The organism is Clostridium saccharobutylicum DSM 13864 (assembly GCF_000473995.1).
Classification (GTDB): domain Bacteria; phylum Bacillota; class Clostridia; order Clostridiales; family Clostridiaceae; genus Clostridium; species Clostridium saccharobutylicum.
Window position 1 is genome coordinate 858,983 of record NC_022571.1, and the last position, 22,739, is coordinate 881,721.

Below are 22,739 nucleotides of genomic sequence, written 5' to 3' on the forward strand. Positions count from 1 at the left end.
ATGGCAAAAAAAACATTTAATGATGATGTATATGGAAAAATTACTTATAAAGAAGGATATTGGCTATTAAAGGATGGAATAAAATTCAAAATAAAAGATAAAGAAATGATTGTTAAGACAGAGATAGATGTTTATGATGAAATATACGAAGAATTTAATATGGGATTATTGATGGAAGAATTAATGCAGTATTATAGAGAAAATCCAGATCTTATTGAGGCTGATAAAGCAGAGAAAAGAAAAAAAGAGCAAAAGGAATTATATAAAAAACATCTAATAGATAATATTGATAAGACTACTTATAACATAGAAGAAGCAGCATTACAAAAAAGAGACGAATTAATAAAAGATGAAACTGAGGAGACTTTTTCTAAGATGGTAGGTAAGGAAAAAGCAAAAAGAGTTTTTGAAGCTGAAACAAGAGAAGAAAAGTTAGCTTCACTAGAGTTAATAAGACTAAGAGTACTTGTAGATACAATTGAAATAACATGTAGATGTGACTGGTTTGAATTCTTAGGAGGGGGATTTGTTATTTTTCCTGACGGTAGTGTAGAAATGTTTGATATTGACTCGATGAGTATTTAAAATAACATAACCATATAAATACCACAATTTTGTGAATTATTGGTATTTATATGGTTTTTTATTATTTCTAGATAGCAGAAAATGTTGATACTTTAGCTACCTTCTCAAATTATAAGTTATTCTTTACCTGCAAAGATGGAAAAGTGTTTGAAATAAAAGATGAGCTTGGAAGAACAGTTCAATATAAATACACTGGAAATTATTTAACAGCTGTTATCCATGTTGACCAGGGAATTACAAGATATACCTACGATGAAAAAGGATATATAAGCAGCATAACAGACCAAAATGGAAATACTTATACGAAAAACTTCTTTGATAAAAAAGGAAGAGTAATCCGTCAGGATTTCCCAAATGATGATACCTGCAAGATAACATATGATGATTCAGAAAAAGAAGTAACATTCTATTCATATTAAATGACAATGTGGATGGAATAACAGGAACACACCCAGAATCCCAAAAGATAGCTGATAAAATATTAAGTGATAAGAAATTACAAAAAATAATTAATAATGATGAATTAGGTTATGATAAAAAATTAGGAAAACTTACTAGTAGATTAAATACACTAAGAAGTGAGAATGAGCTTACAGTTCATGAATTAAATAATGCAAGGAAAACACAGTGGATACCGACAGATATTAATGGTACATTTGGGCATTTGGGTGGTGTTTCAGAGTTAAAAGCTCAAAATCCTGTAATAAAGAATCCAAAATGTCCTAAATAATAGAATAGAGAAGGAGTGTTAAGTAATGGAAAGTATAATTATTGAAGATAATTTAATGGGAAAATTACAATATAAAAAGGAGAATTGGAATAAAATTGATCCAATAAAATATTATCTTAATAATGAAGAGAAATCTATAATAATTGAAATTGATATACAGAATGGAGAAGCAACAGAATATGAATTAGGGATAGGAGGTTGGGAAGCGGACGATTTTGATGATGATGAATTGGATAGGCATGAAGAATATAAAAAGCAAGTTAAATTTATGTATAAAAAATATATTGAATTATTTTCGGAAACTATAAAATTAGTTAGGGACATTATAATAGAAGACTATAATACTTTCATTCAAGAAACTTCTAAAGAAGAAGTGATAAGAATTATAGGTGAAGAAAATTATAAATGCATAGCTAATAATAAAGATAAGGTTTTTGATTTAATAACGTTGCAAAAAGCAACTATATTTAACAAGAGAATTAGGATTATTGGAGAATGTAAATGGTATATTAATAATGAATTTGGAATAAATTTATGGAAAGATGATTCATATAATATTGGAAATTTAGATACAATATATTAAAAAAACGGATATTTTAATATATTTATTAATTTATTTATCATATTTATAATAGCTGAATAAATAATAATGAATAAAGAAATTATGAAAGCAGATGATAAGATAAAAATCATCTGTTTTTTTGTATATTGGATAAAATATTTTATGATGAGAGGCCATCAGATTATAATTAAACTTGTGACTTAAATGGAAATAGACTTTAAGAATTAAGTATTAAGAATAAGAAGTTCTAAAGCTAAGATTCTATGAACAGGCTAAAAAAAGTAAACTATGATGATAATTATGAGAGCTTTACTATGATAAAGTAGGTAACAGGATAACAAAAACTATAAATGATATTACAGAAAAATATCTTTATAACGTAAGGAACCAATTAAAGGAATTACACAAAGATTCTGGTATAAACTACTTTACTTATGATAAACAAGGAAATACGATAAAAGAAGAAACTTCAACTCGAAATAATATCTTTGAGTATAATACTTTAAATCAACAAGTAAAGGCTATAACTAAAGAAGGAAATACTTTAGTTAGCAGGTATGATACGCAAGGTTTAAGAGCTGAGATTGAAGAAAATGAAAAATTAACCAAGTTTATTTTCCATAAAGAAAATGTTTTAGTTGAGACTGATAAAGATTATAATGTTGTTTCTAGATTTACTAGAGGTTATGAAGTTGTTGCTACTGATATTTTAGAGTCAAGTGAAAATTCAACTGAGGATTTAAATAAAAATTCAAATGCACAATTAGAATCTAAATTAAATAGATATTACTATACTGTTGATGAACAAGGTAGTACAGCATTTATTACTGATAAAAATCAGCAAATTAAAAACGAATATTATTATGATGCTTTTGGTCATGTTATTGAAAGCAAAGAAGAAGTTCATAATAGGATAACTTATACTGGACAGCAGTTTGATGGGATTACGGGACAATATTATTTGAGAGCTAGATTCTATAATCCTGTGATTGGAAGGTTCACTCAAGAGGATGTTTATAGGGGTGATGGGTTAAATCTTTATGCTTATTGTGGGAATAATCCTGTTGTTTATTATGATTTCAGTGGATTCGCAAAGGCAACTAAGAAGGATATAAGTGAGATGACTTATGGTGAAATAGTTTCTGAGCTTAACCAACATTATGAAGAATTTGTTAAAAAGAAGAACAAAAAATATCCACCAGAAAAAAATAGTAATGAGTTATTAAAGAATGAATTAACTTATGGACCACATGGAAAACATAACGAAGAAAGTGGGGATAATATAACGGGTCATCATATGCCATCAAATGATTTTATGCAAAATAAATGTGGTGTAAGCGAGAATGAGAGTTTCTCCATGAATCTTGAGCAAATTTTTCCTGGAAGTGGAGGAAGGCATAGGAGAACATTCACATATGGTTTAACATCAAAATCAAGAAAACATCAGTTATATAGTAAACTAACACCAAGAGATGCTTTGGCATTTGATTTAAACGATTCACAGAGAATTTTAATAGAAGATGGATTGTATAATAAGGAAACAGCAAGAAAATTATATGATTATTCTAAGGATTATCAAAAATCTCCTAATTCTAAAGGTGCATTCGATAAAGATAATGAGTTGAATAATATAACAAAACAGTGTTTAAAAAAATGATAATATGATTTATTATAAAATAAGTGATTTTAATGTAGTCACTATTTTACAAAAAAGCAAAATTTATTACAAGGAACGATTCTGTTAGAGTGTAATAATCAGTTCTTTACAGTCTACACTGTGAAGAACATATTTTGGTGTTAAATTAAAATTAATGAATATTTATTATGAATATAACTCAATGAGCAAATCTTAATAAAGTTAATAAAATAAATATTTAATAAATTTTAGAATTTAACAAAATAAAGGAGAATGTGTTAATGATCAAGAATGAAGAATTAAAATTGATAGAAGAATTAGGAAAAATAAGATTTTTAGATAGTGATAAAGAAGATGATGATGAAATGGAGGAAGAGATAGAAGAGAAAATTGAGAGGTATGAAAATATACTTTTTAAATTATCGGAAAGTAAAGAAGTTTCAATTATTTCTAAACTTTGTAGTATTGCAGAGGATAAAGCAACAGAATTATCAGCAGTAGAGTATTTGTTAAAAGTGATACTAAAAATTGTAAGAAATAACGATATTGAACAGGGAATAAATCAAATTATAGAAGGAACCTTATATATGGTGCCAAAAGCACGCCAAAAGGCAATAAAACTTCACATATGGATACTGAAAGATGGCAATTTAAGGGGTAAATATATAGATGCCTTAAAGAATACACAGTATGAAAAAAAGACTGTAATTAAAGAATTATTAAAAGAAATAATGATCATGTTTAAAGATGAATTCAACATAAATGAAATATTGCAACAAATTTAATTCTTAAATTTTGACAGTGGCTGTATCAAATTAATTTTGATACAGCCATTTAAAGATTATAATGGAATATAATTTCTAGATTTACTAGAGGATATGAAGTTGTTGCAGCTGACATTGCAGATTTAGGTGAAGGTTAAAAATACAACTTAAATAGATATTATTATACTGTTGATGAACAAGGCAGTACATTATTTATTACGGATAGAAATCACCAAGTTAAAAATCAGTATTACTATGATGCGTTTGGGAATGTTATTGAAAGTAAGGAACAGGTTCATAATAGGATAACTTATACTGGGCAGCAGTTTGATGGCATAACTCAGCAGTATTATTTGAGGGCTAGGTTTTATAATCCTGTTGTCGGTAGATTTACTCAGGAAGATACTTATCGTGGAGATGGATTAAATCTTTATGCTTATTGTTTGAATAATCCTATTGGGTATTATGATCTGAGTGGGTATGCATGTGAAGGTAAAGGAAGAGCTATAGATGGTACTAAGAGGGGAAGTAAAGCTGATAATGTTATTACTGAAGCTGATAGAATTAAGCAATTTAATCTAAATAATTGCAGAGGACAAATGAAAGATGATTTAAGTAAATTAAGAGAAATATTAAAAAATGATAAAGATGCAAAGGGTATGGGTAAAATTTGTTCAACAGTGGATTTGGGCGATTTAAACTTAAAAGGTGAAGCCGGAAGTGATATCTGGAAGTATAACCCAACGATAAAAGATTATACAGGAGTTGACCCTAGAGAATTTTGTAAAACAACTGAGGATTATACTAAATATTATAGAAGTTTATTATCTGATGAGCATTTAGAAAGTTTACCTGATAGCTTTTGGGTTGGAAAAAATAAAGAGTTCGTTAAGGAAGATATGTCTAAATTAAGAGCTGATATTGAAAGAGTTAAAAGTGAGGCTGCAGATGAAGGTGAATTTAATCAGTATGGTGAACCAAGTTTTGAATCTGACTGGAATGTTGATAACTGTGCAGAAATTTGGAGCTCAAGAGATGCAATCTTAAAAGGTGCAAGATATGATGATTTGGTTTATCGTACAGAACATCTAGGTGGAGGATTTGCAAAACCTTGTGAAAATTGCAAGATAACATTTAAAGGAACTTATAATATTGATAATTAGGAGGTATTAAGATGGAAATATCTAATAAAACAATAGAAGTATTAAAGAATTCAGGATGGTATGAGGGAAGAAAAATAGATATAACAGAAAATTTAGAATTTCTTAAAGAAAGAGGATTCGAAGTTTTTGAAAGTGCAAAAAAGTTTATGGAGGAGTTTGGTGAATTAAAAATAAATGTTGAAAAGATTAGAAAAAACGGGACCACAAAGGTATCTAAACATAGTACTTGTATTAAGGAAACAATAGGAGTGTTAAATAGCTTAAATTTTGGTTTGGAGGAATATGTAAATGAGAAAGTTATGCTTATAGGTTCGCTTTATGATTTTGAGATAGATTTATATATATCTGAGTCTGGAAGAATATTCAAATCGATAGGTTGGGTAGGAGATAGTGTTTGGGAAGCATTTGATAATATTATTAATGAAAAAGGAACAATAATTTGGGATAAATTTAATGGGTAACAAAATTTTACTCGATGCAAAATTATGTACAATCTTACTTCATAATTACTAAGTTTTAATTAGTGTATTATGAAGTAATGATGTATATCATAATTACTTACTACATAATTCAAATTCTGTAGTGAGTTGAGTAAAAATATACTCTAAAAACTTCTTTTGATGTCTGATTCAACCTAATAGCAAAATTTTAATGGATGCTAAAACGGTGTCTATTAGAAATTTTCTTTTTTAGGTTTAACTTGGATAAAGTAGGACATAACCTGGACATACTTTGGACGTAGAAAGTCCAGTAAAATCAATGGTTTGGGCGTATAGGTCTAAGTTTGAGTGTAATCAAGCTATAGAAAAAAATAGCCAATAATAAAATAAAGTTGGTTACAATTACGCCCTTGCGACCAAACTTAGTAGTATCAACGGTTTGCTATGACCTAAATGTACCCAATTTGAGATCTAGATGCAACCTAAAAATAAAAAATGAAGATTAACATTGGATAATAAGTTCCTTTGTTAGTCTTTTCTTTTGCTTAAAAATAACAATGAAAGGAAGAACAAAGATGATGATGATAATAGAAGAATTCAAAACTAATTTAATTGAGGATGGAAAAAGCCCTAAAACAATAGAAAGCTATGTAGGAGATACTTCTGCTTTTGTGGCATTTATTGAAAGTAAAGGAGTAGATTTTGCTGGAGAGATGAAAAGATTCTATATCATAAGCTACAGGAATTACCTAATTGAAAATCAGTATGAGCTATCAACAATAAATAAGAAAGTAAATAGTATTCAATCATTTAATAAATATCTAATAGACAATGGCTACACAAAAGATGTTGTGGTAGATATTGCAAAGGATAGAGTAAAACTAGCCTACGGTCTGAAAGGCAGGTAGAAAGTTTTATTCTATATTCAAAATGATGAGAAGGTAAGCAAAAGAAATAGAATAAGACTACAAATGATATAACTGAAAAGTACATCTACAATATAAAGAACCAATTAAAGGAATTACACAATAATTATGGAATAAACCACTTTACATATGATAAACAAGGAAATACAATAAAAGAAGAAACTTCAACTGGGAATAATATCTTTGAGTATAATACTCTAAATCAACAAGTAAAGGCTATAACTAAAGAAGGAAATACTTTAGTTAGCAAATATGATGCAGAAGGTTTAAGAGCTGAAATTGAAGAAAATGAAAAGTTAACTAAGTTCATTTTCCATAAGGATAATGTTTTAGTTGAGGCTGATAAAGATTATAATGTTGTTTCTAGATATGCTAGAGGTTATGAAGTTGTTGCAGCTGATATTTTAGAGTCAAGTGAAAATTCAACTGAGGATTTAAATAAAAATTCAAATGCACAATTAGAATCTAAATTAAATAGATATTACTATACTGTTGATGAACAAGGTAGTACAGCATTTATTACTGATAAAAATCAGCAAATTAAAAACGAATATTATTATGATGCTTTTGGTCATGTTATTGAAAGCAAAGAAGAAGTTCATAATAGGATAACTTATACTGGACAGCAGTTTGATGGGATTACGGGACAATATTATTTGAGAGCTAGATTCTATAATCCTGTGATTGGAAGGTTCACTCAAGAGGATGTTTATAGGGGTGATGGGTTAAATCTTTATGCTTATTGTGGGAATAATCCTGTTAGGTATTATGATCCTAGTGGTTATGCTAGCAATGCAGGTAAGTGTTGGAGTAAAACAAATCCATTTGATTTAAACAATGAAAAACAAAAATATACTGATAATGTAACAGAGCAGATTAAAGTAAAAGGGACTTATGATAGTAAGGCTCAAAATAGTGATATTTTAAGAGGTGAACTTAAAACTTCAGGAAACATGCAGACACCACCATATGGTAATGCAGCACATCATATTGTTGCAGCAAAGGAAGAGGATGCCAAAATAGCTAGAGATATATTAAAGGAATATAGTGTAGATGTTAATTCAGCTTCGAATGGTGTATTTTTACCTTATGGAAAAAAAGAAACTAATAGTTATATTACGACAGAAACAACTCATAATGGCTCACATACTGGTGATTATTATAAGTATGTAAATAATAAATTGCAACAAACAATAGAAGAAATTGAGACTAATGGTGGTACAGTAACTTCTAAAGATATTACAAAAACATTAGATGATATTAGAAAAGGATTATTAGATGGAACTGTAAAATTAAATAAACCAAAATAATAGGAGGAATTTTAAATGAAGTTATACGAGATTGATTTTAAGGAAGGCTATAGAGATATAATCTTAAAAAATCATGATGATGATATTAAATATATTAAAATGTTAGTAAATGATTACACTTTAAAAGAACAATGGCCTAAAATTGAGATAAAAGTAAATCACAAAGGCAAAAAAAATGATGGACCATTTTTTTGGTCTACAATAGGTGCTTTAGTTATATCAGAAAAAGCAAAAGATGAATTGGAAGAGTTTTGGAATAATGATGATTTTGAATTATTACCAATATATTTAGAAGATGAAATTTATTTTATAATTCATGTAATAAATTTACAAGAAATTGAATTTAAAATTGTTAGAAATAAAGAAGATAATGTTATAAAAATATTAAATTTAAAAGAGCTACAATCTAAAAATATGAATGAGAAAGGACTTTTTAGAATTCGTTTAAAGAATGGTAAACCATATTACCCAATATTTATTACAGAAAAATTTGTAGAATTAATTAAAAATTCTATACTAAAAGGATTTAATTTTAGAGTATTATGGGATTCTAGTGTGCAGGAGGTTAATGAAGTAGAATGATAATTGAATCTAAATTATTGAAAATAATAGAAGATGAAATAATAAAAGCTTGCAGAGATGAAGTAAAAGAAGGAAATTCTCAAGAATTATTGGGGCTAGAAATTCAATATTTTTATGATGGTGAATTTGCTGATATAGGTTTTAAAATTATTATGTTTGATAATGATGAAGATGAGGGATACAGTATTTATAAGTCATTAATATTAGATTATCAAGAAATAAAAGAAAGTCTTTTATATATAATTGGTAGAGAAGAGAAAGCAAATAAATATGATACAATTCGTACTATAGCAAAAGAAATTAAGGAACATATAGAAAAAATTGAATGGAATGAAATAGTACAAACATCAGAAGAATTTTATTTTGATTTGGTAAATTATGATTAAAATTTATTGCTGTATAAAGTTAAAATTTTTTGAGAAATACTAAAATTAAAGCCTAAAGCTGAAATTGCTTTAGGCTTTTTTAGTTAAGTAATTAAATGAAAATTAATAAAGTCACCATTGAAAGAAATTATGAATCACTAAATAACAGAGTAGGACTTCTTGGTATTGGATGGAGAACAAGTTTTGAAACTTTCGTTGAAGTTGAAGGTGAAAAAATAAATGTACTTTGCACCGATGGTCATGTAGAAAGCTTTTATTTAATTGAAGATGAATGGGTAAATGATAAAGCTGGAGCAAAGATTTATTCATTAAAGCAAGAAAATAATTATTAGATATTTAAAACTGCTTTTGATAGGAAAACTTATAAGTACAATAGGTCAGGAAAGCTAATAAATATAACTGATAAGCATGGAACAGTAGAACAGCGGCAGTATCTGAAAAAGGAATCTGTAGCAATTGCTGGAATTTTCAGAATTTATCTTTATAAGTATTATAAATCAAATAATATAATTAAAAAATTTTGACAGTTATGCTTCTTATATTGTAAGTTGTTCCGTATATGCGTGTTCATAGTGTGTCTGTGAACACGCATATACAGTAGCATTTATCAAAGTTTTCAGTAACTGAAACAAATTGTATGGCATCTATTTCGGTTAGTTATTACATAAGTCTAAGTTTTGATTTGGATATCCACAAATTTTAAATTTAGCCAATATAATTTAGTGCAAAACGCCCAAAATAAGAAATAAAAAGAAAAAATGTAACTATATTTCCTTTTATTCCTTATTTTGTGCGTTTAAAGAAAAAGACATTAACATTTATGTATAATTATGAGAAAATTATAAAATGCGAAGAAAAATAATTTATAATATGTAATAAATACCATAATTATGAAAAAGTTTATTTCAAAATTATAATTAAAACTTTATATCTTTATAAGAGGAGGATTAAAAGTGGATGTAATTCAACAAACCAACAGAACAATATTATTTGAGGAAATAAATCCAGAAAAATTAGACTTAATAAGTGTAATAGGTGATACAAGAGGGTTTAATAGCTTAAATGATGACAAAATAAAGGAAATTAACGAACTATTCTTAGTAAATAGTTTTGATGAATTTTTAGATAAATTCGCACCAGTTGTATATTCTTTCTATAATGCATCAAATCAAAAAGTAATGTATACGTTAAAAAAACCAGAAAATTTTCCAGATGAATTGATAACAGAAATTCCAATAAACAAATCTAATGACTTTTTAAAAATGTTATTTACTTTAATAGATACAAAAAGAGCTCAAGGAATAGCTAATGTAGATTTTAAATTTGAAAATTTATTAGATATGATATCACCTAAAAAAGTGATGGATGATATAAGACAAACAAGAAAAGAAATTCAATATGCTTATAGCAAATATGAAGCTTTAGACGATGAAGACCCAAGTAAACTTGATTTAGGGGACAAACTTAATGTTATGTTTGAAGAAGCAAGTTCAAATTATAATAACATAATGGCTATGTTACCTCTTGCAATTGAAGATATAAAAACAAGATTACTTCTTGGTGGAGAAGATAATAAAAATTTAAATGAACAATTTCAACTTGGAGTTTTGAGCATGGGGGAAAATGGAGAACTAAAAGTATTAGAAGCTCCAAAGACAGAAGAAACTTCCTTAATTGCAATAGATGATAAAGCTAATGTAGGTTTAATTGAAGCATTTGAAGATGATTATGATGACGTTAATGAAGTTAAATCAGATTATATAAAAAGCTTAGTTGTAAGAACTTTTTGTCCTTTAGCATCGACTATGGAAAGTTCTATTGATTTAGACGTAGAAGTTAATAATTACAATACTTATTTAGACTTTTACAAGAGTTCTAAAGATGATTTCATAAAAACCGTAAAACCATTAATAGAAAAGATGCTAGGCGTAAAAATGTTTTTTGATCAATACAAAACAAAAAGCAAAGGTATGAAACCAAGTTTGTTAGTCACTAATACAAAACTTAATAGATTAGTTAATTCTCAAAACATACCAAGATTAAATACTTATTTAAGTTCAGTAAACGATAAAAATGATTTCGACAATACAATTTGGTTTGGAATAGTACCATCTGTAGAACTTGAAGTTCAAACTAAAAATAAAGTTAGAAGAGAAAGATTTAAATCTAATAAACAAGTTGAAAATACTGAAAATACTTCTATGGAAGATTTAGCATTACTTTTAGATACTGTTAAGAAATATCGTATACAAATATTCTTTAGCTTTGAAACAAGAGAAGATACTACATTTAATCATGTAGCAACAGCTGGTGTTGATAAATTTATAGATAAATGTGAATCATTATTACATAATTCATACAGTGAATTTGCAATACCATGTATACCTAATTTTACTGTTATTCCAAAAGAAAAATCAGGTGTAATATTGGATCAAAGAATGAAACTTTCAGAAAGTGGATCAGCAGAGTTATCTAAAGAAAAAGAAGATATTTTAAAACTTTGGATAGAAGGTGTCTATATTGGAAGTTCATATATAGCAGCAGGAATTGTAGCAGCATATCAATGTCCAGAGTATTTAAGAGAAAACTTTAAAGATATATATGGTGAATATCCAGGCGTTAGATTTGACATAGAATCTGGAGAAAATTCATTAAAAATTACAACAACGTTAGCAAAAGAAATATCTGGATTTACAAATGAAATTAAGAATTTAATAAATAAAAGAAATTTTGGATTTGTATTTTCATCTGAAAATGCACAACTTCAAGGTAAAGATATAAAGCAAATAACTGTATATAAAGCAAGGAGCTTACAAGCTTCTGAAAATGATTTTGAATCAATATATAAAACATTAGTAACAACATATATAGAAAGAATATTAAGATTCTATACTAATGATTTTAAAGAAGATAATATTGTGAAATTCTTTAGCAATAATCCATCAAGTGTAAAGAGTAAATGGATGGCTCATAAAGAATATACTAATGCCATTATTAGAGATGGTGATGATATTAATTTTGTAATAAATGAAAAGAATGGAACATGCAATATCGACTTAGTATTTAACGGAAATGTTAAGAACTTAGAAGTTGAAATTACGCGTAATGATGCACACAATGAAGTGGGTTAATTATAGTAGATGATTAAAAATCTATTTTAATTATAAATAATTAAATAAAAGGAGGACCATAAATGGGATTTAGAGTAAAAGTTGAGGGTGCTGAAAGCATTAATTTAAACATTGAAAGTATCGAAACTGTAGAATTCAAAACAGATACTCCAGATGATTCTAATGCACGTTCAACAGATTTAGGAACAACATTAATGGTTACTGGTAAAATTTTAACACCAGTAAATGGAGAGGCAGCAGATACTACAATTAAGTTAGCTCAATGGTCATTAGTACCAGCAGAAAAAGCTGATTGTTACAGAAAAGTGACTGTAGATGTTATTGCAGCATCTCAAGTAGTAAGACAATTTACATTACCTAATGCTTTTGTAGTTAACTATGAAGAAGAGTATGGCGATGTAGAAGGTGTAGGTACATTTAAATTGTATGTTAAACAAAAGAAGGATAAAACTGCCGATGTTAAATTTGAAGGCGGTTTCGCTCAATAAAATTAAAATAAGGAGGATTTAAAAATGGGATTTAAAGTAAAAATTGAAGGCGCAGAAACAATAGATCTTAGTATCGAAAGTGTTCAAACTGTAAAGCTTACTACAGATACTCCAGAAGATTCAAATGCAAGATCAAAGGATGTAGGAAGTACAATGGTTATTTCAGGTAAGATCTTAACAGCAGTTGATGGAGATCCATTTGATAGTACAAGAAAAATGGGTACATGGTCATTAGTACCAGCAGAAAAAGCTGATTGTTATAGAAAAGTAACTTTAGAAGTAATTTCAGCAGATCAAGTTATAAGAAAAATAACTTATCCAAATGCATTTGTAGTAGATTACAAAGAAAACTTTGGAGATACTGAAGGTATAGGTACTTTTGAACTTGTTGTAAGACAAAAGAAAGACAAGCTAAGCACAGTTACAATAGAAGGCGGATATAGCGCTTAATTGTAATTTAGACTTGTTGTTTATAAGTAACTAAAATAAGTAACATTATGTGTTCTGTTTTCTCTGGAATTTAGATGGGGGATTCTACTACAAGAAGTTGTACCTAAAATAATTTTTTAAAGACAAGCTTTGAAAAATTATTTTAGAAAGTTTAAAGGAAACTCGACTCACGTTCGTTCGCTGAGTAAGTTCAATTTACCAGATCATAGATTTGGAATTTCACTTAAGAATCACTACAATCAAAATTTTAATGAAACACTCTACATATAATGTTACTTATTTCTACTGTAGATAGTTATCTAACTTCTAGTAAATTTCAAACTGTAAACTGTTAATTGAATCAAGTGGGGGATAAAGTGAAGGATTATTATAAGATATTAAACATATCTAAAAATGCAACTAATGATGAAATAAAAAAAGCATTTAGAAGTTTAGCAAAAAAATATCATCCAGATAGAAATCAAGATGATAAAGAGTCTTTAAGGAAATTCCAAGAGGTAAATGAAGCTTATGAGATTTTAAGCAAGGAAGATTCAAGAAAAAAATATGACCAAGAAATATTTAAAGAAAATAATAAGAATAAAGAAGCAAATAAAAGAAATAGTCAATCAAATAATGATAATAAAAAATATCAAGATAAAGGTGAAAGTATAGAAAACTTAAATAAATATTTTGAAAACTTTTTTGGATTTAGTGCTAATAACAATGATATTAACAAAGATAAATTAAAAAATGAAAAAAATCCAATAGATACAAGCAAAATGTTTGAAAGCTTTTTTAATATAAAAAGAAAGTAATGGAGTGAGTTACTTTGAATGAAGAAAATAATGTAGAGTTCAATAATAAATTATTGCTAACAATGCAGTTAATCAATGTATGTATAGGAGTCATAATAGCGTTGATATGCGTAGTTGCTTATATCACAATAAAGTCAATTTATATAAGAGCATTAATTATAATCATTGCAATAAGTTTTGGAATAGTATGCTTTATTAACTTATATAAAAGACTTAACAAAAAAGAGATAGTTCAAGATGAAAGCAATATAAGAAAAATTCAGTTGATTAATGAAGAAAATGAAATTATAAAAACATGGGATGTAGGAGATAAAATATCATTTATTATTGGTAAAAATTCAAAAGATAATGATGTATTTGTAGATTTGAACTGTTCTATATATTCAAGTTTTATAGAAGATAATCATGCAGTTTTAAATTATGCAGCAGGAAAATGGTATATAGAAGATCTATCAGAAGAAAGTGGAATTACCATTAAAAAAAATGATGATGATATAAAGTATAGAATTGTAAAAGATGCCCCTTGTGAAATAAAAAAAGGTGACATTTTATTTATTTCTAAAGTTAAACTTTTACTAAAATAAAAAGGAGCGATGTATATGGGACTTATTAGATGCCCAAATGGACACATGTTTAGTGAAAGGCGTTATGGAACAATATGTCCATATTGTAATATAGATACTTCTCAAAAAGAAAGACCAGAACCAATTCAAGAAAAATTTGATGTAGAAACTAATCTTTTATATCAAGAAATTGAACCAGTTTGTGGATGGTTGGTATGCATTGAAGGTACAAGAGTTGGCAAAGATTATAAAATAAAGAATGGAAAAAACTTTATAGGTAGAGCTGATGATATGGATATACAAATAATAGGAGATAACGATATTGCAGCTAGAAATCATGCAATAGTTGTATATGATCCAAAGAAAAAGAATTATGTATTACTTCCAGGAGATTCTTCAGGAATTGCTTATTTAAATGAGGAGCCTGCTTATATGCCATCACAATTATCTGCTTATGATGTAATTGAACTTGGTAAAAGTAGATTTCTATTTGTACCATTCTGTGGAGAACATTTTGAATGGCAAGATAATGAGTAGGTGCACAATATATGTTATATGTTAATAATTATTCAAGTTTAAATTTAATACTTTTACTCATATGTATACTTATAATTCTTTTTATTATAAGAAGCTATTTATTAAAAAAATTAAATAAAAAAGATTTAAAAATAGCAAAAGATATAAGTATTGGCTATGAAGAAATTCAAGAAGACTATGGTGAAGTAGTAACCACATATAATGGGACTATTGCTGTTTTAGCAGATGGATTAGGTAAGAATGAGGCTGGAAGAATTTCAAGTATGACAGCAGTTAAAACAATAATAAGGATGTTTAAAGAAGAGGGAAATAGAGAAAAGATTCAGTATTTTCTAAAAAAGGCTTTTAATAAAGCTAATCGTGAAATTATAAAAAGAGTTGAAAGAGATAAAGGTGGAGCAAGCGTACTCTCTGTAATAATAACTGATAATTTATTAAATTATGCTTTAGTTGGAGATGTGATGCTTGCTATTTTTAGGAATAAAGAACTTGTTAGATTAAGTAAGGGACATTCAATAGGAGAAGTAGCACAAAAAGAATACTATAATGGTAAGATTCAAAAACCAGAAGCATTATATGCTATTAAAGAAAAAAAGCTTTTATATTATATTGGACAAGAATCATTCAAAAATGTAGAAATTTCGGAAAATCCAATTCAACTTAAAAAAAATGATATAGTGCTACTCATGACTAGAGGTGTATATGAAGGTCTACGATGGATAGAATTTGAGGAAATTTTAAGGAAGAAAAAATTTAATATTGATGAGATGTGTGAAAATATAATGGAGAAAATTGAAAATAAAAATAATTGCAATAGCAGTATTATAATTATGAAATATTCTGGAAAGAAGAGGAACTGCTAATGATAAAAAAATATAAGGTACATGAAAGAAAATAACAAGTCCAAAATGCCCTGATTATTTTTTTGAATGTACCTAACTAATAAAACTAAGTTAGGGTGAATATAATGAGGAAGCTAAACTCAAAATTTGAAACAAGTTTTATATCAGAAGAAGGAACCTATCTGCAAAATAAAGATTATTTTGCTTTTGTTGAACTGGATAATTACGCATGTTATGTAATAGCAGATGGAATAGATAAAGATAAGGAATTAGAGAGTGCAAAAATAGCAGTAACAACTTTCATAAAAGATTTTACAGCAAGACCTACAATGAATAAATTTATTTTGAGGAAATACTTAAAAAAAGTAAATGATGAACTCATAGCAAGTAGTAGAAATGTAAGATTAAAAGCATCGATGACAGTAGTTATAACCAACTATAGTAAATTAATTTATTCAGTAATTGGAAATACAAGATTTTATTATTTTAAAGATGGATACTTAAAACATAAAAGTAAAGATCAATCACTGGCACAACAATTAGCAGATGATGAAATGATTCCTATTGATGCAATGGCAAAGCATGCTGAGAGGAATAATCTATCTTCATATTTAGGACAAAGTGATTTTAGAAGACCATACATATCAAGTAAAATCAAACTTTTCGATGGAGATGTATTTACGCTTCTAACAAAAGGAATATGGGAAAACTGTGATGCTAAGGAAATAGAAGATTCATTAGAAGGTGCAAAAGAACCTAAAGAAGTAATTGACAATGTTGAAGATATGATTTTATCGAGACAACATAAAGAAATAGATAACTATACTTTAGCTATGACTTTTGTTGAAAAAGCATATCTAGATCCCAAAAGGAGCAAAAAAATAAAAATAGCTGTAATAGTTGCAATACTCTTACTCTTAATAACACTAATAGGGGTAGGGGCATTTATAATATATAAACATAAAAAAGCTGATAATATTGCCACAATGAACAAAGATAAACAAGATGCGGAAGAATATATTCAAAATGGAAATATTGAAAAAGCAAATGAAGAATATAAAAATGCTTTAGATATAGCTAAGAAGTACAAGCTTACTGATGATGAAAAAAATTTAGATGATGATTATAAATATACAGGAATAATAATTGATGCTGATAAAGATTTAGAAGGAAAAAAATATCAGGATGCTTTAGATAAATATAATCGTGCATTAGAAAAAGCAGGAGATTCAGAAGATGTAGGAAGCGATTATATATCAAAGAAAATGGATATAGCTAAACAAGGCATAAAAGTTTCAGACTCATTAACACTAGGAGATAAGCAAATGGATGATGGAGATTTAGATGGTGCGTTGCAAAATTATTTAGATGCTAAAGATCTAGCAGTGGAATGCAATCTAAAAGATGAAAAGAAAGAAGCTATGGATAAAATTCAAAAGATTTATGATCAAAAAGCTGCTGATGCAAAACAACAAAAGGATGATGCAGATAAAGCAGCAGCAGACAAAAAGCAATCAGATGAAGATGAGAAAAAGAAGCAAGAAGATGCAGCAAAAAAAGCAGAGGATAGCAAGAAAGCATCAGATGAAAGTGTAAATAAAGCTATAGATCTTAGAAAAAATGGGGATCTAAAATATACAGCAGGTGATTATGTAAGTGCAAAAATGTACTATGAATTAGCTAAAGAAAAATTTGAGGAAGCAAATAATAATAGTTTAGCTGATGAATTAGTAGATAAAATAGCTATTATGGATAAAAAAATAGGTGAAACTTCAGATAAAAAGACTGAAGCTGATAGATATAAAGAAGGAGCAGATAGCAAATATGCATCTGGCGATAATACTTCAGCAAAAGTATTATACCTTTTAGCTAAAGATGCATACAGCAGTTTAGGAGACAATGATGGTTTATCACAAGTAACTGAAAAATTAAATGCTATAGATCAAGCTTCAGCATCAAATAAACAAGCTCAGCCTTCAGGCAAATAAGGTACAACTAAGTTTTAGATTTAAGTGGTAGCTAGCCGAAATAGATGTGATGCTTTGGTTTCGGTTACTGAAAATTTTGAAGTAACACTACACAAAAGCATTACCTCTATTTCCAGTGTAGTACATATTTTGAAATATAAGTCACATCAAACAAGGCAATAAGTCCAAAATGTAATGATGCAGAATAGGTTTGGCACAAGCAAACAATAATAAATTAGTATGATTGTCGTAGGTGAGAAAATGGATGATAGAATTTATGAGAAATTAAATGAAATAAAAGATTTAAATGATAGATTGTTACTTAAGAAAATAATGAATGGTGTTTTTGAAGCTTTAGAAGAATATTCAAAAGATAGACTTAATGATATAGAAAAAAGAGTATTCAATGAGGTACCTTATATAAAAGAAAAATATAATATTTATTCAACAATAATTAAGAGAGATAGGTTAGATATAACTGATGATTTTTTATATCCTATGTTGAAAGAGGATTCAGAAGAAAAAATATATGATACATTAGAAATTTTAGAATCAATTAAAAATAAAAAAGAGAAAAATATGTTCAAGGTTTTTCTTAAATGTGATTATTTAAAATTTAAAGAATTCATAAATAAAGATTTTAATATAAAAGGTCGTATAATAACAGATAAAAAAATTTATGAAGCTAATTTTAAAGTAGTGGAGAACAAACAGTACATTGATAAAGTAAGTAAATTATATAGAAGCTTTATAAAAAATAATATTCCATGGACAACTATAAATAATCCATATATATATAAATTTGCTAATGTAGTTCTAACAGATGTTGAAGGTAATATTGAAAGAAATGAAAATATAAATACAATTGACGTAGATTTTGGAGAATATGCAGAATATGTAGAGTATGACATGGTTCCTCTTTGGAATGTAAAGGAATTAAGCTTGAAATGCGGTGGATTTCCAGTACCATGCATAGATAAAGTGAGTTATGAACATGAGATTGAAATTGTAAAGGAAGGAACAAAAAATGGTTATTTAGTAGATGAAGAAAATAGCGATTTTAATTATGTTACATTTACAAAGAAAACAGTAACAATATGTACAAGCATAGATGAAGCAATTGATTGGAAAGTATTGTGCGTTACAGATTTGCATAAAAATAAAAAATACGAATATGAGCTTATGACTAATGAAGTAAAAGTAAACTTTACAAATAAATTAGCTTTTGAAAAGCCATATACAATAAAAACTAAAACAGAGCTTGCAAGACTAATAAATTCATATAAAGTTTCAAAGTATTTAATTTTTAATGAAGTTAAGCTTATAGAAGACTATCCAAAAGAATTTAAACAAACTTATGAGGTAAATGATTTTATAATAGATGAAATAAGAGAGGAAAAGATAAAGAAATCTCTTGTTTTATATTTTGAACCAATAAATAAAGAAAATTATTTAAATAAAGATATTTTAAGTTTTTTAGTCTCAGAAATTCAACAGCTTTATCCAGAATATAAATGTGAAGGAAGATTAATATGAATTATATTTGGGAGATGCTATTAAAAGCGGATAAGCAAAATATACCTAGAGGTGATATAAAATTTACACATGCTAAAACTTGTAGTCCTTATATGGAAATTTCTCTTAATGAGCTTAATTTCAATTCACTTCCAGAAAATAATATCATAGAAGTAAATGAATGTTATAGATTTTACGAGATTTTTAAAGATTTATTTAATATTAACTTAGAAGAAAGTGAAGAACTTAGAGAAGTTCTCTTGGATATATTATTACATTACTTAGGGGAATTGGATTTAAAAATAGGATTATGTAAAACAGAATTTTATAAGAAATTCCTTCTTAAGGATATATTAAATTCAGTTTTTGGAGAAAATTTATCCAAAGATATACTTTGCTTTGAAAAAGAAGAATTAGATGTTTTATTAAATGGTTTTATTACTTTATATAGAGCTGGAATTTCTCTTCAACTATTTAAAAAAGTTTTAAGAAAAATATTCACAAATAGCGTAATCTACATAAGTAAAGAAAGACCTAAAAATATTTATATCTATTTAGATGAAGAAGAAGACAAGAAGCTTAAACGAAAAATTGATGTTATAGTTGAAACATTTTTACCTATAAACATGAAGCCATTAATATATTGGGATAAACATTTTGGAATTATAGGATTAGATAATACAATGAAGATTAATGAAACGGTGATGGTTGAGTAAAGAAGATTTAGGAGGAGAAGATGAGTTTATATTCATACAAGCTACATAAGGGAAACGAAGAGAAAAAGAAGAACAAGTATAAAGAAAAAGACCTAAGACTTATGACAACTTTTCAATTAAGAGAAATTTGCAATAAAGAAAAGTTGGTAAAGAGCATAGTTAATCCTCTTGATAAAGAAGAATTAATAAGGCTCATAATGAAGTATAGAGGTGAAAAAGAGAGTAAGCTCATAAAGAACTATTTAGTTGGTGGAATTGAAAGAATTGAAAGACTTTTAGAAAGAAGCAAAAAAGAGACAATTACAAATAACAATATAGATTATCCAGGAAAAATTACACTTTATGAAAATTTAGCACTTGATATTTATGATGATTATATTTTAAGAAGTAGTGAAAAACTACAAGAAGGAAATGTACTTTTAGTTGATAATTACTATAAAGTCTGCGCTATATTCAATGTGAAAAAAATATTACAAGACAACAATGAAAAGTACTTTTTAACAAAGAGTGGATCAGTAGAAGCAAAGGAATCAGAAAGTAAACATTACAGCTTATTATTCTTTTCAGAAAAAGATTCAGAACTCCTTTATGATACATATGAAGGCGATACTATTGAAATGGATTATTCGATGAAATTTATTTCTTTGCCAATATTACAATTTGAAGTAAAGCCATTAAAAGAGACAAAAATGCCGCTAGCTATTGATTTTGGGACATCCAATACAACAGCTGGTATTTATATAGATAAAGAAATATTTCCAGGATTAAATGAAAATTTAACTGAGAGCAGAGAATATTCAGATTATGAAGATGATAAAGTAAAGTTTGTAAAAATAATCAATGAAACTAAAAAAGAAATGGAAATAACTCCTCTTATTCCAAGTATTGTAGGAGTGAAAAATATAAAAGATGATGAAATAGAATATATATTTGGATATGATGCAATGATGGAGTCTAGAAGAAGATATGTGGATGATGGAATGAGTCTTTTCTATGACATAAAAAGATGGATAAGTGATTTTGATAAAAGTGAAAAAGTAATTGATATTAATGAAAAAACAACCTTTATAAAAAGAAAAGATATTATAAAAGCTTATCTAAATTATATTATATCTTTAGCACAGCAAAGATTTAAATGTAAGTTTAAAAATATTTATATATCCTGTCCATCTAAACAAAAATATAAATTCCATACTTTATTTAAAGATATATTAAGTGATTATACTGTAGAAAGTGCCAATATATTAGAAGAAAGTGTTGCTGTACTTTATAATACTATTTCAGAATTAATAGAAAAGAAGAGATATGTTCAAGGTGAATGGTATAAAGCTTTAATTATAGATTGTGGAGGGGGAACTACAGATCTTTCAGGATGTAGTTTTAGTATATCTAACAGCAGAGTATCTTACAAATTAGATATAGAAACTTCATATGAAAATGGTGATACAGACTTTGGAGGAAATAATCTAACATTTAGAATATTACAATTTATAAAGATATTAATGGCAAATGCTTTAATAAAATCCGATAGCAGTATAAAAAGATCAATAATAGATGAATTTAAAATAGATGTATTTAGATTTATAGATAAGAACGGAATAAATGAATTATATGAAACTTTAAATGAACAGTATGAAAGAGCAGAAGCGATAATTCCAACAAAGTTCCAATTATATGAAACAAGAAGTAAAGAAGATTACTGTAAAGTTAGAAGTAATTATTATTTCTTATTTGATTTAGCAGAGGAAGTTAAAAAATTATTTTTTGCAAATCCAGATATTTTAAATATTGGATTAACACATAAAGACGATAAAGTTTCTAATGAAAATGTAATAAAATTTGATAAATGGAAATTGTCATATATAAATAAAGGTATATTACAGGTAGTTAAAGAGGCACCAAGCGTTTCACTTAGTATATATGAAGTAACAACATTAATAAAAGGTGATGTCTATAACTTAATAAAGAGATTTCTAGAAAAATTATATGATAATGATGAATTATATGATTATTCTTTTATTAAATTAACAGGGCAGTCATGTAGAGTAGATATATTTAAGGATGCTTTAAAAGAATTTATACCAGGGAGAATAATTGAAGTAAATAAAAGTAAAAAAGAAGCGAAGGAAGAATATGAGCTAAAGCTTGCATGCCTTAAGGGTTCATTAAAATATTTATATGCTAGAAATTTTGGATATGCAGACATAAATATAGAAAGCAAAACCCCAACCCTTCCATATGTTTTAACAGCATATACTCATACAGGAGAGCAAAAAACATTAATTAAAGGAAGAGAAATAAATAGAGGCTTCATATCTAGGTTTATGGATAGAATTCTTCTTAAATTATACCTAAAAGACAGTAATGATAATGTTAAGTATGAATATAATTATCAATTTAATGAAGATGAATTAGAAAAGACAGATGCAAAAGCAATAGGTGAGATGTACCCGAATATAAATCAACATGAAACTGATAATATAGAAAATAATGAAATAAAATTTTTTATATGGGAAGAAGAAGAGCTATGGGGATTTTATGTACTAGCTATTTTAAGAAGAGATGAAGAACTATATATAGGAAAAGAAAAATTCTTCTATTTTGAAAATGATAAGTGGGAGAGAAATTTCTTTGACGGACTTAAGTAAA

The 22,739-nt window shown here is 27.2% G+C and carries 22 protein-coding genes and 2 pseudogenes; all 24 read left to right on the forward strand.

The annotated features are described in order from the left end of the window. Positions 1–585: a hypothetical protein gene (locus tag CLSA_RS03835; RefSeq protein WP_022744088.1), complete on the forward strand. Its 585-nt coding sequence runs from the start codon at positions 1–3 to the stop codon at positions 583–585. Positions 586–728: 143 nt separating this feature from the next. Next, on the forward strand, positions 729–1,004 hold the full coding sequence (locus CLSA_RS03840; protein WP_022744089.1) for an RHS repeat-associated core domain-containing protein: 276 nt from the start codon (positions 729–731) through the stop codon (positions 1,002–1,004). 8 nt (positions 1,005–1,012) lie between these two features. Then, on the forward strand, positions 1,013–1,315 hold the full coding sequence (locus CLSA_RS03845) for a hypothetical protein (RefSeq protein WP_022744090.1): 303 nt from the start codon (positions 1,013–1,015) through the stop codon (positions 1,313–1,315). 25 nt (positions 1,316–1,340) lie between these two features. After that, a complete protein-coding gene (locus CLSA_RS03850; RefSeq protein WP_022744091.1) occupies positions 1,341–1,898 on the forward strand; it encodes a hypothetical protein in 558 nt (185 codons plus the stop codon). A gap of 334 nt (positions 1,899–2,232) precedes the next feature. Beyond that, on the forward strand, positions 2,233–3,534 hold the full coding sequence (locus tag CLSA_RS23735; protein ID WP_472298017.1) for an RHS repeat-associated core domain-containing protein: 1,302 nt from the start codon (positions 2,233–2,235) through the stop codon (positions 3,532–3,534). Between the two features lie 260 nt (positions 3,535–3,794). Further along, a complete protein-coding gene (locus CLSA_RS03865; RefSeq protein WP_022744093.1) occupies positions 3,795–4,298 on the forward strand; it encodes a hypothetical protein in 504 nt (167 codons plus the stop codon). A 155-nt stretch (positions 4,299–4,453) separates the two neighbouring features. Then, positions 4,454–5,440 (forward strand): annotated as a pseudogene (locus tag CLSA_RS23740) (RHS repeat-associated core domain-containing protein); the annotation flags it as partial. Between the two features lie 11 nt (positions 5,441–5,451). Beyond that, positions 5,452–5,901 carry an SUKH-3 domain-containing protein gene (locus CLSA_RS03880; RefSeq protein WP_022744095.1) on the forward strand — a complete coding sequence of 150 codons (450 nt, stop codon included), beginning with the start codon at positions 5,452–5,454 and terminating at the stop codon, positions 5,899–5,901. A 554-nt stretch (positions 5,902–6,455) separates the two neighbouring features. Next, positions 6,456–6,788 carry a phage integrase N-terminal SAM-like domain-containing protein gene (locus tag CLSA_RS03885; protein WP_022744096.1) on the forward strand — a complete coding sequence of 111 codons (333 nt, stop codon included), beginning with the start codon at positions 6,456–6,458 and terminating at the stop codon, positions 6,786–6,788. A gap of 419 nt (positions 6,789–7,207) precedes the next feature. Next, on the forward strand, positions 7,208–8,116 hold the full coding sequence (locus CLSA_RS23745; protein WP_236903657.1) for an RHS repeat-associated core domain-containing protein: 909 nt from the start codon (positions 7,208–7,210) through the stop codon (positions 8,114–8,116). Between the two features lie 15 nt (positions 8,117–8,131). Then, positions 8,132–8,698, forward strand: coding sequence for a hypothetical protein (locus CLSA_RS03895; protein ID WP_022744098.1), 567 nt, complete (start codon positions 8,132–8,134; stop codon positions 8,696–8,698). Then, the gene (locus CLSA_RS03900) at positions 8,695–9,084 is read left to right on the forward strand and encodes a hypothetical protein (protein WP_022744099.1); all 390 of its coding nucleotides are present in this window, start codon (positions 8,695–8,697) and stop codon (positions 9,082–9,084) included. Before CLSA_RS03895 ends, CLSA_RS03900 begins: the two co-directional genes overlap by 4 nt. A gap of 95 nt (positions 9,085–9,179) precedes the next feature. Next, positions 9,180–9,416: a DUF6531 domain-containing protein gene (locus CLSA_RS03905; protein WP_022744100.1), complete on the forward strand. Its 237-nt coding sequence runs from the start codon at positions 9,180–9,182 to the stop codon at positions 9,414–9,416. Between the two features lie 621 nt (positions 9,417–10,037). After that, on the forward strand, positions 10,038–12,215 hold the full coding sequence (locus CLSA_RS03910; protein ID WP_022744101.1) for a hypothetical protein: 2,178 nt from the start codon (positions 10,038–10,040) through the stop codon (positions 12,213–12,215). A gap of 62 nt (positions 12,216–12,277) precedes the next feature. Then, positions 12,278–12,703, forward strand: a complete 426-nt coding sequence (locus tag CLSA_RS03915) for a hypothetical protein (RefSeq protein WP_022744102.1) — start codon at positions 12,278–12,280, stop codon at positions 12,701–12,703. 24 nt (positions 12,704–12,727) lie between these two features. Continuing rightward, positions 12,728–13,153, forward strand: coding sequence for a hypothetical protein (locus tag CLSA_RS03920; RefSeq protein ID WP_022744103.1), 426 nt, complete (start codon positions 12,728–12,730; stop codon positions 13,151–13,153). 356 nt (positions 13,154–13,509) lie between these two features. Then, positions 13,510–13,692: pseudogene (locus CLSA_RS24520) on the forward strand (DnaJ domain-containing protein); the annotation flags it as partial. 272 nt (positions 13,693–13,964) lie between these two features. Further along, positions 13,965–14,534 carry an FHA domain-containing protein gene (locus tag CLSA_RS03930; protein WP_022744105.1) on the forward strand — a complete coding sequence of 190 codons (570 nt, stop codon included), beginning with the start codon at positions 13,965–13,967 and terminating at the stop codon, positions 14,532–14,534. A gap of 15 nt (positions 14,535–14,549) precedes the next feature. Next, positions 14,550–15,050 carry an FHA domain-containing protein gene (locus tag CLSA_RS03935; RefSeq protein WP_022744106.1) on the forward strand — a complete coding sequence of 167 codons (501 nt, stop codon included), beginning with the start codon at positions 14,550–14,552 and terminating at the stop codon, positions 15,048–15,050. A gap of 11 nt (positions 15,051–15,061) precedes the next feature. Then, a complete protein-coding gene (locus CLSA_RS03940; RefSeq protein ID WP_022744107.1) occupies positions 15,062–15,913 on the forward strand; it encodes a PP2C family protein-serine/threonine phosphatase in 852 nt (283 codons plus the stop codon). Between the two features lie 104 nt (positions 15,914–16,017). Next, positions 16,018–17,880 (forward strand): PP2C family protein-serine/threonine phosphatase, encoded by a 1,863-nt coding sequence (locus tag CLSA_RS03945; RefSeq protein ID WP_022744108.1) that lies wholly within the window; start codon positions 16,018–16,020, stop codon positions 17,878–17,880. A gap of 240 nt (positions 17,881–18,120) precedes the next feature. Next, positions 18,121–19,395 carry a hypothetical protein gene (locus tag CLSA_RS03950; protein WP_022744109.1) on the forward strand — a complete coding sequence of 425 codons (1,275 nt, stop codon included), beginning with the start codon at positions 18,121–18,123 and terminating at the stop codon, positions 19,393–19,395. Then, the gene (locus CLSA_RS03955; protein WP_022744110.1) at positions 19,392–20,090 is read left to right on the forward strand and encodes a hypothetical protein; all 699 of its coding nucleotides are present in this window, start codon (positions 19,392–19,394) and stop codon (positions 20,088–20,090) included. The genes CLSA_RS03950 and CLSA_RS03955 overlap by 4 nt, the downstream gene beginning before the upstream one ends. Before the next feature lie 20 nt (positions 20,091–20,110). After that, positions 20,111–22,738 (forward strand): hypothetical protein, encoded by a 2,628-nt coding sequence (locus CLSA_RS03960; RefSeq protein WP_022744111.1) that lies wholly within the window; start codon positions 20,111–20,113, stop codon positions 22,736–22,738. The last annotated feature ends 1 nt before the right edge of the window (position 22,739 follow it).

Excerpts from the sequence above, each read along its gene's own strand:
- CLSA_RS03835 (WP_022744088.1), top strand. The coding sequence starts at position 1 with ATGGCAAAAAAAACATTTAATGATGATGTATATGGAAAAATTACTTAT.
- CLSA_RS03850 (WP_022744091.1), top strand. The coding sequence starts at position 1,341 with ATGGAAAGTATAATTATTGAAGATAATTTAATGGGAAAATTACAATAT.
- CLSA_RS03865 (WP_022744093.1), top strand. The coding sequence starts at position 3,795 with ATGATCAAGAATGAAGAATTAAAATTGATAGAAGAATTAGGAAAAATA.
- CLSA_RS03880 (WP_022744095.1), top strand. The coding sequence starts at position 5,452 with ATGGAAATATCTAATAAAACAATAGAAGTATTAAAGAATTCAGGATGG.
- CLSA_RS03885 (WP_022744096.1), top strand. The coding sequence starts at position 6,456 with ATGATGATGATAATAGAAGAATTCAAAACTAATTTAATTGAGGATGGA.
- CLSA_RS03895 (WP_022744098.1), top strand. The coding sequence starts at position 8,132 with ATGAAGTTATACGAGATTGATTTTAAGGAAGGCTATAGAGATATAATC.
- CLSA_RS03900 (WP_022744099.1), top strand. The coding sequence starts at position 8,695 with ATGATAATTGAATCTAAATTATTGAAAATAATAGAAGATGAAATAATA.
- CLSA_RS03905 (WP_022744100.1), top strand. The coding sequence starts at position 9,180 with ATGAAAATTAATAAAGTCACCATTGAAAGAAATTATGAATCACTAAAT.
- CLSA_RS03915 (WP_022744102.1), top strand. The coding sequence starts at position 12,278 with ATGGGATTTAGAGTAAAAGTTGAGGGTGCTGAAAGCATTAATTTAAAC.
- CLSA_RS03920 (WP_022744103.1), top strand. The coding sequence starts at position 12,728 with ATGGGATTTAAAGTAAAAATTGAAGGCGCAGAAACAATAGATCTTAGT.
- CLSA_RS03935 (WP_022744106.1), top strand. The coding sequence starts at position 14,550 with ATGGGACTTATTAGATGCCCAAATGGACACATGTTTAGTGAAAGGCGT.
- CLSA_RS03940 (WP_022744107.1), top strand. The coding sequence starts at position 15,062 with ATGTTATATGTTAATAATTATTCAAGTTTAAATTTAATACTTTTACTC.
- CLSA_RS03945 (WP_022744108.1), top strand. The coding sequence starts at position 16,018 with ATGAGGAAGCTAAACTCAAAATTTGAAACAAGTTTTATATCAGAAGAA.
- CLSA_RS03950 (WP_022744109.1), top strand. The coding sequence starts at position 18,121 with ATGGATGATAGAATTTATGAGAAATTAAATGAAATAAAAGATTTAAAT.
- CLSA_RS03955 (WP_022744110.1), top strand. The coding sequence starts at position 19,392 with ATGAATTATATTTGGGAGATGCTATTAAAAGCGGATAAGCAAAATATA.
- CLSA_RS03960 (WP_022744111.1), top strand. The coding sequence starts at position 20,111 with ATGAGTTTATATTCATACAAGCTACATAAGGGAAACGAAGAGAAAAAG.